The sequence below is a fragment of the Curtobacterium sp. MCLR17_042 genome (assembly GCF_003234695.1).
Lineage (GTDB): Bacteria > Actinomycetota > Actinomycetes > Actinomycetales > Microbacteriaceae > Curtobacterium > Curtobacterium flaccumfaciens.
In genome coordinates this window covers 121,225-135,280 of the sequence record NZ_QKTD01000012.1, presented here as the reverse complement: position 1 = coordinate 135,280, position 14,056 = coordinate 121,225, and the positions used below count along the sequence as shown (strand labels likewise).

Here is a 14,056-nt window from a genome sequence, read left to right as displayed (position 1 = left end):
CGTCCCCACGCCCCCGCCGACCGGTCACGACTCACCGCCCGCCTCACCGCGCGGTCACGTCCCGTCAGCCGGACCCCGGCCAACCGACGATCTGCGACCACTCGACGCCCCGCACGCGGCACGTCCTGACCACTCACGGAGCGCCGAGGTCGCACCAACTGTCGTAGACGGGCATGCCGGGCGACAGTTCGCGCGACCTCGGCGAGGCACGCGCGGCGCGTCGTGCGACCTCGCGCACGCCCGGCACCGACCGCGCGAAGAGCCCTAGGACGCCTCGGCGTCGGCGCGCAACCGCATCCGCTGCCCGTCGATGTCGACGAGCTGCCGCTGGATCTCGGCGCGACGCTCGGCCTGCTCGTGCGGGTCGGCGCGCTGCAGCTGCCCGAGCAACGAGGCCTTGCGGGCGAGCAGGTCGCGCTCGACCAGGGCCACGACGATGCTCCGGCAGTAGGCCGCCAGGTCCTCCGCGTTGCGCGCGGGGATCGGTGCGAGGGCGAGTTCGTGCGTCAGGGTACGGAGGGGCGCCGGCACGTCGGCGAGCAACCGGTCAAGCCAGTCCCCCGCACCGATGACGTCGACGTTGGCGACCACGGCGTCCCGCACCGCGGCGAGCATCGGCGTCGAGAACGTGGCCGACGCGGCGAGCCCGAGCATCGGTGCACCGACGGACGTGGGCTGCTGCACCATCGCCATCACGGCGTCGCGCTCCATGCGGCTGATCGGGTCGTTCGGCAGCGAGCGGATCCCGGCGACGGGCTCGTCGGGGGTGTCGGCCCCGTCGGTGCCGTTCCCGTTGCGGCCGTCGCGCCCCGAGCCTGCGGACCGGTCGTCCTGCCCGGCAGAGCCCGCACGGCGTCGGGCGGTCTCGACCGACCGACGGACCTCGGGGATCTCCATGCCGAGCCAGCCGGCGAGTTCGCGGACGTAGCCCTGCGTCAGCGAGCGGTCGCGGATGCCGGCGAGCACGGGCGCGGCCGCACGCAGGGCGCCGACGCGCCCCTCGACGGTCTCGAGGTCGTGGCCGTCGAGCGTGCGGCGGATCATGAACTCGAACATCGGGCGCTTGTTCGTGACCAGGCGGCGGATGGCGTCGTCGCCGCGGGCGAGCCGGAGGTCGCACGGGTCGAGCCCGCCGGGTGCCACGGCGACGTAGGTCTGCGCCGCGAAGCGCTGTTCTTCCGCGAAGGCCCGCGAGGCGGCACGCTGCCCGGCCTCGTCGGGGTCGAACGTGAACACGACCTCGCCGTTGGCGTTCGGGTCGGCGCCGGCCAGGTCGCCGAGCATCGGGCGGAGCACCTTGATGTGGTCTACGCCGAACGACGTGCCGCAGGTGGCGACCGCGGTCGTGACGCCCGCGACGTGGCACGCCATCACGTCGGTGTAGCCCTCGACGATGACGACCTGCTTCTGCTTCGAGATGTCGCGGCGGGCCAGGTCGAGCCCGTAGAGCACCTGGCTCTTGTGGTAGATCGGGGTCTCGGGCGTGTTGAGGTACTTGGGACCCTTGTCGTCCTCGAGCAGGCGGCGCGCCCCGAAGCCGATGGTCGCTCCGGTGACGTCGCGGATCGGCCACATCAGCCGCCCGCGGAACCGGTCGTACGGCGAGCGGTCACCCTGACTGACGAGGCCGGCGGACACGAGTTCCTCCATCGTGAAGCCGCGCCCGCGCAGGTGGTCCTTGAGCATGTCGTAGGACTTCGGCGCGAAGCCGACGCCGAAGTGCTGGGCAGCCGAGGGGTCGAACCCGCGCTCCCCCAGGAACCGGCGGGCGGGGTCGGCGGCGGCAGTGGTGAGCTGCGCGGTGAAGTACTCGAGCGCGGCTTCGTTGGCGGCGATCAGCCGGGCACGGGTGTTGTAGTCGGTGCGCGGCCCGTCGCCCTCTTCGTAGTGCAGGGTGAAGCCGATCTTCGCGGCCATGCGCTCGACGGCCTCGGCGAAGGTGGTGTGGTCCTGCGCCATGATGAAACTGAAGACGTCGCCGTCCTCGCCGCAGCCGAAGCAGTGGTAGCGGCCGACCTGGGGCCGGACGTGGAACGACGGGGAGCGCTCGTCGTGGAAGGGGCACAGGCCCTTCATCGACCCGACGCCCGCGTGCTTCAGCGTGACGTAGTCGCCCACGACGTCGGCGATGTTGACACGCGAGCGGACCTCGTCGATGTCGTTCCGCGCGATCCTGCCAGCCACCCCTCGATCCTAGTTCGTGGGACTGACGTCGGCGGACCGGTCAGACAGCGATGTGGACCGGGTCACGGTCACCCACCACCAGACGTCGGTGCCACGCGAGCGCGCCCTGGTCGGTCAGGCTCGCGACCTGGTCGACGACGGCGCGCAGTCGGCCGGCGTCGTCGTCCGCGGCGTGCCAGTCGGCGGCGAAGCCCGGCTCGAGGTCGGACGCACCGGTCGCCGCCAGCGCGTCGAGCAGTTCGGTGAGCACGCGGCGCTGGTCCTCGTACACGGGCTGACGGTCGCCCTGGGTCATCACGAAGGCCGCGACGATGCCCTTGAGCACCGCGATCTCGCCGATGATCTCGGGCGGGGTGACGACCGACGCGGCGAACCGTACGAGCGATCCCGAAGCGTAGGACTCGCGGGTGGCCGTCGTGGCGGTGCGCGCGAAGCGTCCGATCAGCTGCGACGTCAGGTTCTTGAGGCGTGCGGCGTCACGGCGGGAGCCGTCGTACGCGGTCATCCAGAGCGGCAGCGCACGCAGGCGGTCGAACGCCTCGAGCAGCTCGTCGCGGCTCAGGTCGTCGCCGACCCACGCGTGCATGGCGGTCACGATGTCGTTCTCACCGACGCGGTCGCCCAGGGCCGCGACGTCGATGAACCCGGCGACGACGGCGTCCTCGAAGTCGTGCACCGAGTAGGCGATGTCATCGGCGAGGTCCATCACCTGAGCCTCGATGCACCGCTGGCGACGCGGGGCGCCGGCGCGGAGCCACTCGAAGGCGTCGTGGTCGTCGTCGTAGAAGCCGAACTTGGTGCGCCCGGACGACGACTCCGACACCCCCTGCGCAGCGGGCCACGGGTACTTGCAGCTGGCGTCCAACGACGCACGGGTCAGGTTGAGACCGAACGGACGGTCGACGTCGGCGCCGGGCCGGACCCCGTAGACCTTCGGCTCGAGCCGCGTCAGCAGCCGGAGCGTCTGCGCGTTGCCCTCGAAGCCACCGATGCCGGTCGCCCAGGCGTTCACGGCGGTCTCGCCGTTGTGCCCGAACGGCGGGTGGCCGATGTCGTGCGCCAGGCACGCCGTGTCGACCACGTCGGGGTCGAGTCCGAGCGAGTCGGCGAGCTCGCGGCCCACCTGCGCGACCTCGAGCGAGTGGGTCAGCCGGTTGCGGGCGAAGTCGAGCCCCGCTGTCGGGCTGAGCACCTGGGTCTTCGCGGCCAGACGCCGGAGCGCACTGGAGTGCAGCAGTCGGGCGCGGTCACGAGCGAAGTCCGAGCGGCGGTTGCCGTGCTCTTCGGGGAGCCAGCGCTCCGCGTCCGCCGGGCCGTACGAGGCGGTGGCGCTCATCCGCCGCTGTGGTGCAGCTCGGCGGCGGCCAGGACCTTGCGGAACTCGGAGTCGACGTCGCGGCTCTCGAGCCAGCGGTCGGGCAGGGCGGTGCGCTTCGGGTGCCCGGCACGACCGCGCGGGCCCTCGGCGTCCGCACCCGGGTACGGTGCGTCGTGGTCGAGCTGGCCGAGGAAGTCGTCGATCTCCTGCAGGCTCGACGCCATCGCCAGTCCGGCCCGCACGTCGCTGCCGATCGGGTACCCCTTGAAGTACCAGGCCACGTGCTTGCGGATGTCGCGGCACGCGTGCTCTTCGTCGCCGAAGAACTCGACGAGCAGCTCGGCGTGCCGGCGGAACCCGTCGGCGACCTCGCCCAGGGACGGCATGTACCGCAGCCCCTCGCCGCGGAACGCCGCGGCGAGGTCGCCGAACAGCCACGGACGGCCGAGGCAGCCACGCCCGACGACCACGCCGTCGGCGCCGGTCTCGTCGATCATCCGGAGCGCGTCGGCGGCCGACCAGATGTCGCCGTTGCCGAGGATCGGGATGTCGGTGACGGTCTCCTTCAGCGTGGCGATCGCCGACCAGTCGGCGTGCCCGGAGTAGTGCTCGTTCGCGGTGCGGGCGTGCAGCGACACCGCGGCGACACCGGCGTCGCGCGCGATGCGTGCGGCGTCGAGGTAGGTCAGGTGGTCCTCGTCGATGCCCTTGCGCATCTTCACCGTGACGGGGACGTCGCCGGCCGCGCGCACGGTCTTGGTGACGAGTTCGCGGAACAGGTCGAGCTTCCAGGGCAGGGCCGCGCCGCCGCCCTTGCGGGTGACCTTGGGCACCGGGCACCCGAAGTTCAGGTCGATGTGGTCGGCACGGTCCTCGCCCACCAGGATCGACGCCGCCTCGGCCACGGTGTTCGGCTCGACGCCGTACAGCTGGATCGATCGCGGGGTCTCGGACTCGTGGTGCTGGATGAGCTGCATCGAGACGGGGGTCCGTTCGACCAGCGCACGCGAGGTGATCATCTCGCACACGTAGAGCCCGGCGCCGTACTCGCGGCAGAGCCGGCGGTAGGCCATGTTCGTGATGCCCGCCATCGGCGCGAGCACGACCGGCACGTCGACCTCGATGGGGCCGATGCGCAGGGGCTTCGCCGGACGGGTCGCCGTCCCGGGTGCGTCAGTGATCGTCATACGTCTCCCATTCTCCCACGTCGGTGCGCGCCGGTAGCGTTCTCCACATGACGACCGACGCCAGCTCCCGGTTCGACGCCGACGCCCAGGCCCGTGGCCTGCCGGTCGAGGTGGTCGAACGCCCGGCCGCGGACTCCCTGCACGAGGCCGCCGGACTGCTCGGCATCGAGCCCGGCGACATCGTCAAGACCCTGGTGGTGAAGCGCCACGACGGCGGGTTCCTGCTCGCCCTGGTGCCCGGCGGCCGCAGCATCGCCTGGAAGAAACTGCGCACGGTCGTCGGCGTCAACAAGCTCTCGATGCCCGACGCCGCCACCGCGCTCGGGGCGTCCGGCTACGAGCGCGGCACCATCACGCCGATCGGTGCCACGGGCGACCTGCCGGTGTACGCCGACGAGCGCATCGTCGGCCGCCGGGTCGCCCTGGGTGCGGGCCGGCACGGCGCGAGCGCCTTCGTCGACGCCGACGCGCTCGTCGCCGCCTACGGCGCGACCGTCGCCGACATCACCGACGAGGAACCGCAGCGCGACTGACGCAGCCGTCAGTCCGGCACCTCGGACCAGTCGCCCTCGGCCCCGGCGAACGAGCCGGCGTCGATCAGGCAGGCGTCGCCCTCGCAGACCGGCGCACCGCCGGGCGTGACGAGCGTCAGCAACGCGGGACGGGCCTCCAGACCGGGCACGCCGGAAACGCCGGAAGCGGCGGAAGCGGCGGAGAGGCCGCGCACGCCCGGCAGCCCCGTGAGCGCGTCCGGCACGGACGGGACCGACGTCACGGCCTGGAGGCGCACCGCGCCCTGGTCGCTGATGGTCATGTCCGTCATCGGGTCACCGCCACGTCGGCGCTCGCGTCGTCCGCAGCGCGCTCGGCCGCCGACGCGACCTCCTCCGGCGTGGTCTCGCGGAGCGCGACCACCTGGCGGAGCACCTGCTCGAACGCCGTGGGGTCCTGGGCGCCGGAGACGCCGTACTTGCCGTCGATCACGAAGAACGGCACGCCGTTGATCCCGTACGCCTGGGCCTGGGCCTGGTCGGCGCGGACCGCAGCGAGCTGGGCGTCGTCGCGCAGGGTGCTGAGGACCTCGTCGCGGTCGAGACCGATCTCCGCCGCCAGGTCGGCGAGCGAGGACTCCTGTCCGACGTGCTCGCCGCGCTCGAAGTAGGCGGTGAACAGACGCTCGACCATCTCGAGCTGCTTGCCGTGCTGCTTGGCGAGGTGGATGACCTGGTGGGCCTTCACGGTGTTGGTGTGGTGCATCGCCTCGAAGTCGTACTCGAGGCCGACGCCCGCGGCGATGGCGGTGACCTGGTCGAGCATCTGCTGCGCCTGGTCGACGGGTATGCCCTTGTGGCCGGAGAGGAACTCGGCCTCGGTCCCCTCGAAGTCGACGGGGGTGTCCGGGCTCAGCTCGAAGGAGTGGTACTCGACCTCGACGGGGCGGCCTTCGCTCGAGGCACCGAACGCGGCGACGCCGGCCTCGAACTTGCGCTTGCCGATGTAGCACCAGGGGCAGGCGATGTCCGACCAGACATCGACCTTCACGGAGTCGTTCATGCTGACCCCAACGCGCTCGTGCGGCGCGCATTCCCGCAGAACCAGGTTCCGGACACCGCACCGTGGATCTTCGTGGTGCTGTGTCCGGAACCTGGTTCCGACGCGCCGCGACGCCCGCGGATCCCCTACGCGCCGAGCAACCGCTGCGCCAGGTACCCCTGCAGCTGGTCGAGCGAGACGCGCTCCTGGCCCATGGTGTCGCGCTCGCGCACCGTGACGGCCTTGTCCTCGAGCGTGTCGAAGTCGACCGTGATGCAGAACGGCGTGCCGATCTCGTCGTGGCGACGGTAGCGACGGCCGATGGCACCGGCGTCGTCGAAGTCCACGTTCCAGTTCTTGCGCAGGTCGTCGGCCAGGCCGCGGGCGACGGGCGAGAGCTGCTCGTTGCGCGACAGCGGCAGGACGGCGGCCTTCACCGGGGCCAGGCGCGGGTCGAGGCGCAGGACGGTGCGCTTGTCGACGCCGCCCTTCGCGTTCGGGGCCTCGTCCTCGTGGTACGAGTCGAGCAGGAACGCCATGAGTGCACGGGTCAGCCCGAACGACGGCTCGATGACGTACGGCACGTACTTCTCGTTGGCGGCCTGGTCGAAGAACCGGAGGTCCTGGCCGGACGCCTCGATGTGGTTGTTCAGGTCGAAGTCGGTGCGGTTCGCGACGCCCATCAGCTCGCCCCACTCCGAGCCGGTGAAGCCGAAGCGGTACTCGATGTCGGCGGTGGCGTCGGAGTAGTGCGCCCGCTCGCCGTCCGGCACGTCGAAGCGACGCAGGTTCTCGGGGTCGATGCCGAGGTCGGTGTAGAACGCGACCGAGTCGGCGATCCACTGCTCGTAGTGCTCCTGGGCCGAGGCCGGCGGCACGAAGTACTCGATCTCCATCTGCTCGAACTCGCGCGTGCGGAAGATGAAGTTGCCGGGCGTGATCTCGTTTCGGAACGCCTTGCCGACCTGCCCGATGCCGAACGGGGGCTTCATGCGGCTGGTCGTGACGACCTGCGCGAAGTCGACGAAGATGCCCTGGGCCGTCTCGGGGCGCAGGAAGTTCAGGCCCTCTTCGGACTCGACCGGGCCGAGGTAGGTCTTGAGCATCCCGGAGAACTCGCGGGGCTCCGTCCACTCACCGCGGGTGCCGCAGTTCGGGCAGGCGATCTCGGCCATGCGGCCTTCGGGGTCGCGGCCCTTCTTGGCGACGAACGCCTCGATCAGGTGGTCCTCGCGGAACCGGTGGTGGCAGTGCAGGCACTCCACCAGCGGGTCGGTGAAGGTCGCGACGTGGCCGGAGGCCTCCCACACCTTGCGGGGCAGGATCACCGCGGAGTCGAGGCCGACCATGTCCCCGCGGCCGCGGACGAACCGCTGCCACCACTGACGCTTGATGTTCTCCTTGAGCTCCACACCGAGGGGCCCGTAGTCCCATGCGGAGCGGGAGCCTCCGTAGATCTCACCCGACTGGAAGACGAAGCCGCGGCGCTTGGCCAGGGCGATGACGCTGTCGAGACGGGAGGGCTGTGCCAAAGGGTGCTCCAGAGGTCGCCGAGCTGGGTGCTCGGTGCGGAAACGGTCCGGGCAAGACTACCGGCGTTCGTGGCCCGGGAGGCCCGCCACGGGTCCGCCCTCCCCGCTCACCTGCCCGACGTGGTCGGCCCCACCCCGCCCAGTGCGGCCACGACGTCGGTCACGTCGGACTCGTCGTTCCACAGGTGGAACGCGATGCGCAGCCGCCCGGCACGCCCCGAGGCGGTGAGCCCCGCGGCGGTGAGGGCCCGGAGGGCCGACCCGTCGGCGTCCGCGAACGTCACGATCGCCTGCCCGTCGTCCTGCCGAGGCGACCCGAGCGCGTCGCACAGCCGATCCGCGAGACCGGTGGCGTGCCTCCAGACCGCCTGCTGGTCGAGCGCGACCGCGTGCTCGAGCGCGGCCACGGCACCGGGCCACGCCTGCCAGGCCGGCGAGACGTCGAAGCGACGCGCGTCGTCGGCCAGGTGCATGGCGGGGCCGTAGCAGGAGGACCAGACGTCCGCTCCGGCATACCAACCGGCCTGCACCGGGCGGAGCCGACCGAGGGCGGTGTCGGAGAGCGTCATGAAGGCGACGCCGCGCGGCGCGCAGAGCCACTTGTAGGTGTGCGTGAGCGTCACGTCGAACGGGGCGGCGTCGACGGGCAGGACGCCGGCGGCCTGCGTGAGGTCGCAGAGGGTCAGGGCGCCGACACGTCGAGCGGCGGCCACGACCGGGTCGGGATCGGTGACCACGCCGGTGGCGGACTGCACCGCGGACCACGCGACCAGGGCGGTGTCGGGCCCGACCGAGGCGGCGAGCCGGTCCAGCGGGACGCTCCGGACCCGGACGCCGCGGTGTGCCTGGGCGAGGAACGGGAAGACGACCGAGCTGAAGTCGCCGTCGGGGACGACCACCTCGGCGCCGTCCGGCAGTGCGTCAGCGACGACCGCGGCCATCACCGAGGTCTGCGAGCCCGTCGCGACATGCTCCGCCGGGACGCCGACCAGCGCGGCGAAGAGCGCACGTCCCTGCTCGACCAGCGCGCCGTACCGGGCGGGCGACGTCTCGGCCCGGGACCACGCGTCGAGGTCGGCGCGCTGGGCAGCGAGGGTGCCGCGGGTCGGCAGGCCCGCGGTGCACGCCGCCAGGTAGCCGCGGCCGGCGGGGAAGGAGTCCATGCGGACAGCGTCCCCGTTCCCGTCCCATCACACCAGGGCCGGTTCGTTGTGCCACCGATAACATCGGGTGATGGACGAGATCGATCCTCAGTTGCTCCGGGTCCTCCGCGCCGTGGCCGACGGCGGGTCGATCACCCGCGCCGCCGCCGCCCTCGGGTCGAGCCAGCCGGCCGTCAGCCAGCTGGTGGCCCGGGCCGAGCAGCGTCTCGGGCACGCGCTGGTCCTGCGCGGCGGACGGGGCGCGACCCTCACGCACGCCGGGCAGGTGCTCGCCGACCACGCCCTGCACGTGCAGGCCGCCCTGACCGCGGCGCGCGAGGACCTCGACGCCGTCGGCGGGCTCAGCCGTGGCCGGGTGCGACTCGCCGGGTTCCCGAGCGCGTCCTCCGCCCTCGTGCCCGCCGTGCTCGCCCGGCTCGCCGCGACGGCGCCCGGCGTGACGACCTCCTACGTCGAGGTCGAGCCGCCCGAGGCACTCGACCTGCTGCGCGGTGGCGAGGTCGACGTCGCCCTGACCTTCACCTACGTCGGCGACGAGGTCGGGACCGCCCCGGACCCCGGCCTCGTCACCCGGGCGCTCGGTCGCGACCCGCTCGCGCTGGTGACCCCGGTCGAGCCGGGAGGCACGGAGCCACTCCGCACCGCCGGCTCCACCGTCGTGGACCTCGCGTCCCACCACGACGCCCGGTGGATCGGGGGCTGCCCGCGGTGCCGAGGGCACCTGCTCGCCTCGTGCGCGAGCGCGGGGTTCACGCCGGACATCGTGCTCGAGACGGACAACGCGGCCGCGGTGGTGGGACTCGTCGCCGCCGGTCTCGGGGTGGCGCTGCTCCCCCGGCTGGCACTCGCGACGACGGTCATCCCCGCCGGTGTCGCGATCGACCCCGTGGACGACGAGCTGGCCCGGCGTGTCGAGGTCGTCGTCGCCCGTGGTGCCGACCGGGTGCCGAGCGTCCGTGCGGCGCTCGACGCGGTGCGCTCGGCCGCCCACCTGCTCGACGGGCCGCTGCCGGACTGAGGGGGCGGGCTCGGGCCCGGGCTTGTGCTCGGGCCCGGGCTTGTGCTCGGGCTCGGGCTTGGGCTAGGCCGTCGGGGCGTCAACCGCGCCGCCGTAGCGTCGGTCGCGGCTGGCGTACTCCTCGATCGCGCCCCACAGGTCGGTGCGACGGAAGTCCGGCCAGAGCCGGTCGAGGAACACCATCTCGGCGTAGGCGGACTGCCACAGCAGGAAGTTGCTCGTGCGCTGCTCCCCCGAGCTCCGGAGGAACAGGTCGACGTCGGGCATCTCGGGCACGTACAGCCGCTTCGCCAGGGCCTTCTCGGTGACCTGGCTCGGCTTCAGGCGCCCGGCTGCGACGTCCTCGGCCATGCCCCGCACGGCGTCGACGATCTCGTTCCGGCCGCCGTAGTTCACGCACATCGTCAGCGTGAGGACGTCGTTGCCCGCCGTCATCCGCTCGGCGGTCTCGAGCTCGTCGATGACGCTCCGCCACAGCCGCGGACGCCGGCCTGCCCACCGCACCTTGACGCCCCACTGGTGCAGCTGGTCACGGCGACGGCGGATGACGTCACGGTTGAAGCCCATCAGGAACCGGACCTCTTCCGGGGAGCGCTTCCAGTTCTCCGTCGAGAACGCGTACGCCGACACGTGCCCGACGCCGATCTGGATGGCGCCGGCGACGACGTCGAGCAGTGAGGCCTCGCCCGCCTTGTGCCCCTCGATCCGGGTGAGGCCGCGGCCGTTCGCCCACCGGCCGTTGCCGTCCATGACGATGGCCACGTGCTCCGGCACGAACCGGGCCGGGATCGCCGGCGGCGTCTCGCCGGTCCAGTCGATCGGGCGGAACGGTTCGACGTCGTCGGGGCGGCGGGGGCTCATGCGGTGGGGGCTCCTTCGACAGCGGGATCAGGGTCGGGCTCGGGCACGGCGGGTGCCGGGGTCGAGGCCACCGCACGCGCCGTCGCCTCGGGTCCGCCGTGGGTCTGCGGCACCGGCATCGGGTGTTCGGAGCGGTCGACGTGCGGCAGGGACCGGAGCGATCGTTCCAGGTGCCACTGGGCGTAGGCCGCGACCACGCCGGAGGCCCGCGAACGCGTCCGCTCGTCGGTGGCGTCGACCGTCGCCCAGTCGCCGGCGAGCAGGGAGCCGAGCACCCCGAGCGTCGCCGGGTCGAGCCGCGGGGTCCCCGGGGGTGCCGCACGGTCGGCGACGACACCACCGAGCTGCACCACGAACGCCGAGTGCGGGCCGGGCTCCCCCGTCACCGCACAGTCGCTGAACGAGGGCGCCCACCCCGCGATGCTCATCGCGCGGAGCAGGTACGAGTCGAGGGTCGCGCTGGACTGGTGTTCACCGCGCGACAACGAGCGCAGCGCCCCCACGAGCAACAGGTACTGCTGCAGCCCGGCGTCGGCCTCGCTCAGTCGGTCGGCCGTCTCGACCATGGCGCTGGCCGCGGTGTACGCGCCGTAGTCGGCGACGATCTGGGCCCCGTACGCACCGAGGGACTCCGCCTGGGTGACGATGTCGAGCGAACGGCCCTCGTAGAACTGGGCGTCGACGACCATGAACGGCTCGAGGCGGCTGCCGAACTTCGACGCCGTCCGCCGCACGCCCTTGGCCACGGCGCGGATCTTGCCGTGCTGCCGCGAGAGCATCGTGACGATGCGGTCGGCTTCACCGAGCTTGTGGGTGCGCAACACGACGCACTCGTCCCGGTACAGCGGCATGCCCCCAGTATCCCCCGCCCCGCCGACAGCCGCGTGCGGTGCGGGCGGGGGCCCGGGCGTACCGAGTGGAATCGGGCGTACCTGGTCGGACGGAACGACCAGGTACGCCCGATTCGACCTGCCATCGCGCGTGACGGGGGAACGACCGGGCACAGACGGGAGGCGCAGTGCGGGACGGACCCGCACCGCGCCTCCTGGGCCGGTTGCGTCTCAGGCCGAGACGAGCTCCGGCGCGTCGGCACCGGCCGCGGCACCCGCGCGCACCGCGCGGTTCACCGCGGACACGATCGCCTTGAGCGACGCCGTCGAGATGTCGGCGTCGATGCCGACGCCCCACAGGCGCACGCCGTCGACGTCGAGCTCGACGTAGGACGCGGCCTTCGCGTCACCGGAGGCGCTCATCGTGTGCTCCGAGTAGTCGTACAGCGTGACCTGGACGCCCTGCTCGGCGAGCACCTTCAGGAACGCGTCGATGGGACCGGTGCCGACGGCCTCGGCCGTGACCGCGCCCTCGTCGACCCGGAGTGCCACGGACAGCGAGGTCGTGCCCTCGAAGTCGCTCGACGTCGCCGTCTTGGTGAGCTCGTACCGGCCCCACTTCTCGTCGTCGATCGACGCCGGCAGGTACTCGTCCTGGAACACGTCCCAGATGCGCTGCGACGAGAACTCGCCGCCCTCGGTGTCGGTGTGCCGCTGCACGACGCCGGAGAACTCGATCTGCAGCTTGCGGGGCAGGTCGAGGGCGTGGTCGGTCTTGAGCAGGTACGCCACACCGCCCTTGCCGGACTGCGAGTTGACACGGATGACGGCCTCGTACGAGCGACCGATGTCCTTCGGGTCGACGGGCAGGTACGGCACCGCCCACTCGATCTCGTCGATGTCCTTGCCCGCGGCGGCGGCCTTCGCCTTCATCGCCTCGAAGCCCTTGTTGATGGCGTCCTGGTGCGAGCCGCTGAACGCCGTGTACACGAGGTCGCCCGCCCACGGCTGGCGCTCCGGCACCGGCAGCTGGTTGCAGTACTCGACCGTGCGCTTCACCTGGTCGATGTCGGCGAACGAGATCTCCGGGTCGATCCCCTGCGTGAACAGGTTCATCCCGAGGGCGACCAGGTCCACGTTGCCGGTGCGCTCACCGTTGCCGAACAGGCAGCCCTCGATGCGGTCGGCGCCGGCCATGTAGCCGAGCTCGGCGGCCGCGACCGCGGTGCCGCGGTCGTTGTGCGGGTGCAGCGACAGGATGACGTCCTCGCGGTGGGCGAGGCGGCGGGACATCCACTCGATCGAGTCGGCGTAGACGTTCGGCGTGGCCATCTCGACGGTGGCGGGCAGGTTGATGATGACCTTGCGCTCGGGCGTCGGCTCGAAGACCTCGAGGACGGCGTTGCAGATCTCCAGTGCGACCTCGAGTTCGGTGCCCGTGTAGGACTCCGGCGAGTACTCGTAGTAGATCGTCGTGTCGTGCTGCAGCGTCGCCTCGGCCGCTTTGCAGAGCTTCGCACCGGTGACCGCGATGTCCACCACGCCCTGCACGTCGGTGCGGAAGACGACCTCGCGCTGCACGATGCTCGTCGAGTTGTACAGGTGGACGATGGCCTGCTTCGCGCCGTCGATCGCCTCGTAGGTGCGCTGGATGAGGTGTTCGCGCGCCTGGGTCAGCACCTGGATGGTGACGTCGTCGGGGATTGCGCCCTCGTCGATCAGCGACCGGACGAAGTCGAAGTCGGTCTGCGAGGCGCTCGGGAACCCGACCTCGATCTCCTTGTAGCCCATCCGGACGAGGAGGTCGAACATCGCCCGCTTGCGCTCGGCGTCCATCGGGTCGATGAGGGCCTGGTTGCCGTCACGCAGGTCGACCGCACACCAGCGCGGCGCCTTGTCGATGCGCTTCGTGGGCCAGGTGCGGTCCGGCAGGTCGACGCTGATCTGCTCGTGGAACGGGACGTACTTGTGGATCGGCATCCCGGAGGGCTGCTGGGTGTTCTGCATCGTTCTTCGCTTTCGTCGCGTGTTCGTGAGCTGTTGTGGTGCGGCCACGACGGACTCCGCGACGAGGTGGGCCGGAGTGTCAGGCCTCGTCGCGGCAGCGAAGGAGGAGAAGTGCCGAGTACATCGGGACCCACGGTAGCACCGGAGCAGCGGGCTGGCGCAAGCGTGTGACGCGGGACCGACCGGTGCTTCGGCATGGTCTTGCCGGGTGCGGTGCCGAGTGGTCGGGACATGCCGCGGGCCGGTCGCCGAGTGGTCACGTTGTGTCGTCCGGGCCGCGTCTGGACGACGGTTCGTGACACCTCGGCGGACGTGAGCGGCCTGGCGGGGCCGGGCAGGGCACGTCGGCGCGACCACACGACGGACGGGAGGCCCGGTGCCAGCTGGCACCGGGCCTCCCGTGTCGTCGCGTGGTGCGACCAG

General features: G+C 71.9%; 12 protein-coding genes. 2 read left to right on the top strand and 10 right to left on the bottom strand.

The features are described 5' to 3' along the window. Nucleotides 1–264: 264 nt before the first annotated feature. The 3 genes from dnaG to dusB are packed head-to-tail and all read right to left on the bottom strand — an operon-like array spanning nt 265 to nt 4,689. Nucleotides 265–2,184 (bottom strand): DNA primase, encoded by a 1,920-nt coding sequence (dnaG, locus tag DEJ02_RS13040; RefSeq protein WP_111033359.1) that lies wholly within the window; start codon nt 2,182–2,184, stop codon nt 265–267. A 40-nt stretch (nt 2,185–2,224) separates the two neighbouring features. Continuing rightward, nucleotides 2,225–3,520, bottom strand: coding sequence for a deoxyguanosinetriphosphate triphosphohydrolase (locus DEJ02_RS13035; RefSeq protein ID WP_110864660.1), 1,296 nt, complete (start codon nt 3,518–3,520; stop codon nt 2,225–2,227). Next, entirely contained in the window at nt 3,517–4,689 is a 1,173-nt protein-coding gene (gene dusB, locus DEJ02_RS13030; RefSeq protein WP_111033358.1) for a tRNA dihydrouridine synthase DusB, read from the bottom strand. The genes DEJ02_RS13035 and dusB overlap by 4 nt, the downstream gene beginning before the upstream one ends. A gap of 47 nt (nt 4,690–4,736) precedes the next feature. Here dusB and DEJ02_RS13025 point away from each other — a divergent pair, with 47 nt between their 5' ends. After that, nucleotides 4,737–5,222 (top strand): aminoacyl-tRNA deacylase, encoded by a 486-nt coding sequence (locus DEJ02_RS13025; protein WP_111033357.1) that lies wholly within the window; start codon nt 4,737–4,739, stop codon nt 5,220–5,222. Between the two features lie 8 nt (nt 5,223–5,230). Here DEJ02_RS13025 and DEJ02_RS13020 read toward each other — a convergent pair whose 3' ends face one another. From DEJ02_RS13020 to DEJ02_RS13005, 4 genes are all read right to left on the bottom strand, one after another. Continuing rightward, complete coding sequence (locus tag DEJ02_RS13020) at nt 5,231–5,503, bottom strand: hypothetical protein (protein WP_146249286.1); 273 nt, start codon at nt 5,501–5,503, stop codon at nt 5,231–5,233. A 5-nt stretch (nt 5,504–5,508) separates the two neighbouring features. Next, a complete protein-coding gene (locus DEJ02_RS13015; RefSeq protein ID WP_111033355.1) occupies nt 5,509–6,243 on the bottom strand; it encodes a DsbA family protein in 735 nt (244 codons plus the stop codon). 125 nt (nt 6,244–6,368) lie between these two features. After that, nucleotides 6,369–7,754, bottom strand: coding sequence for a glycine--tRNA ligase (locus DEJ02_RS13010; protein ID WP_110864656.1), 1,386 nt, complete (start codon nt 7,752–7,754; stop codon nt 6,369–6,371). Nucleotides 7,755–7,861: 107 nt separating this feature from the next. Then, complete coding sequence (locus tag DEJ02_RS13005; RefSeq protein ID WP_111033354.1) at nt 7,862–8,917, bottom strand: aminotransferase class V-fold PLP-dependent enzyme; 1,056 nt, start codon at nt 8,915–8,917, stop codon at nt 7,862–7,864. Nucleotides 8,918–8,987: 70 nt separating this feature from the next. On the opposite strand from DEJ02_RS13005, the gene DEJ02_RS13000 reads away from it, so the two are divergent. Continuing rightward, nucleotides 8,988–9,935, top strand: coding sequence for a LysR family transcriptional regulator (locus DEJ02_RS13000; protein WP_111033353.1), 948 nt, complete (start codon nt 8,988–8,990; stop codon nt 9,933–9,935). A 63-nt stretch (nt 9,936–9,998) separates the two neighbouring features. On the opposite strand, the gene DEJ02_RS12995 is transcribed toward DEJ02_RS13000, so the two are convergent. From DEJ02_RS12995 to leuA, 3 genes are all read right to left on the bottom strand, one after another. Continuing rightward, on the bottom strand, nt 9,999–10,796 hold the full coding sequence (locus DEJ02_RS12995; protein WP_017886684.1) for an isoprenyl transferase: 798 nt from the start codon (nt 10,794–10,796) through the stop codon (nt 9,999–10,001). Beyond that, on the bottom strand, nt 10,793–11,647 hold the full coding sequence (gene recO, locus DEJ02_RS12990) for a DNA repair protein RecO (protein WP_027465318.1): 855 nt from the start codon (nt 11,645–11,647) through the stop codon (nt 10,793–10,795). Before recO ends, DEJ02_RS12995 begins: the two co-directional genes overlap by 4 nt. A 210-nt stretch (nt 11,648–11,857) precedes the next feature. Continuing rightward, the gene (gene leuA, locus DEJ02_RS12985) at nt 11,858–13,633 is read right to left on the bottom strand and encodes a 2-isopropylmalate synthase (RefSeq protein WP_071405366.1); all 1,776 of its coding nucleotides are present in this window, start codon (nt 13,631–13,633) and stop codon (nt 11,858–11,860) included. Nucleotides 13,634–14,056: the final 423 nt, after the last annotated feature.

Coding starts and splice junctions, on each gene's coding strand:
- DEJ02_RS13020 (WP_146249286.1), bottom strand. CDS start 5,503: ATGACCATCAGCGACCAGGGCGCGGTGCGCCTCCAGGCCGTGACGTCG.
- DEJ02_RS13005 (WP_111033354.1), bottom strand. CDS start 8,917: ATGGACTCCTTCCCCGCCGGCCGCGGCTACCTGGCGGCGTGCACCGCG.
- leuA (WP_071405366.1), bottom strand. CDS start 13,633: ATGCAGAACACCCAGCAGCCCTCCGGGATGCCGATCCACAAGTACGTC.
- DEJ02_RS13035 (WP_110864660.1), bottom strand. CDS start 3,520: ATGAGCGCCACCGCCTCGTACGGCCCGGCGGACGCGGAGCGCTGGCTC.
- DEJ02_RS12995 (WP_017886684.1), bottom strand. CDS start 10,796: ATGAGCCCCCGCCGCCCCGACGACGTCGAACCGTTCCGCCCGATCGAC.
- dusB (WP_111033358.1), bottom strand. CDS start 4,689: ATGACGATCACTGACGCACCCGGGACGGCGACCCGTCCGGCGAAGCCC.
- DEJ02_RS13015 (WP_111033355.1), bottom strand. CDS start 6,243: ATGAACGACTCCGTGAAGGTCGATGTCTGGTCGGACATCGCCTGCCCC.
- DEJ02_RS13025 (WP_111033357.1), top strand. CDS start 4,737: ATGACGACCGACGCCAGCTCCCGGTTCGACGCCGACGCCCAGGCCCGT.
- DEJ02_RS13000 (WP_111033353.1), top strand. CDS start 8,988: ATGGACGAGATCGATCCTCAGTTGCTCCGGGTCCTCCGCGCCGTGGCC.
- recO (WP_027465318.1), bottom strand. CDS start 11,647: ATGCCGCTGTACCGGGACGAGTGCGTCGTGTTGCGCACCCACAAGCTC.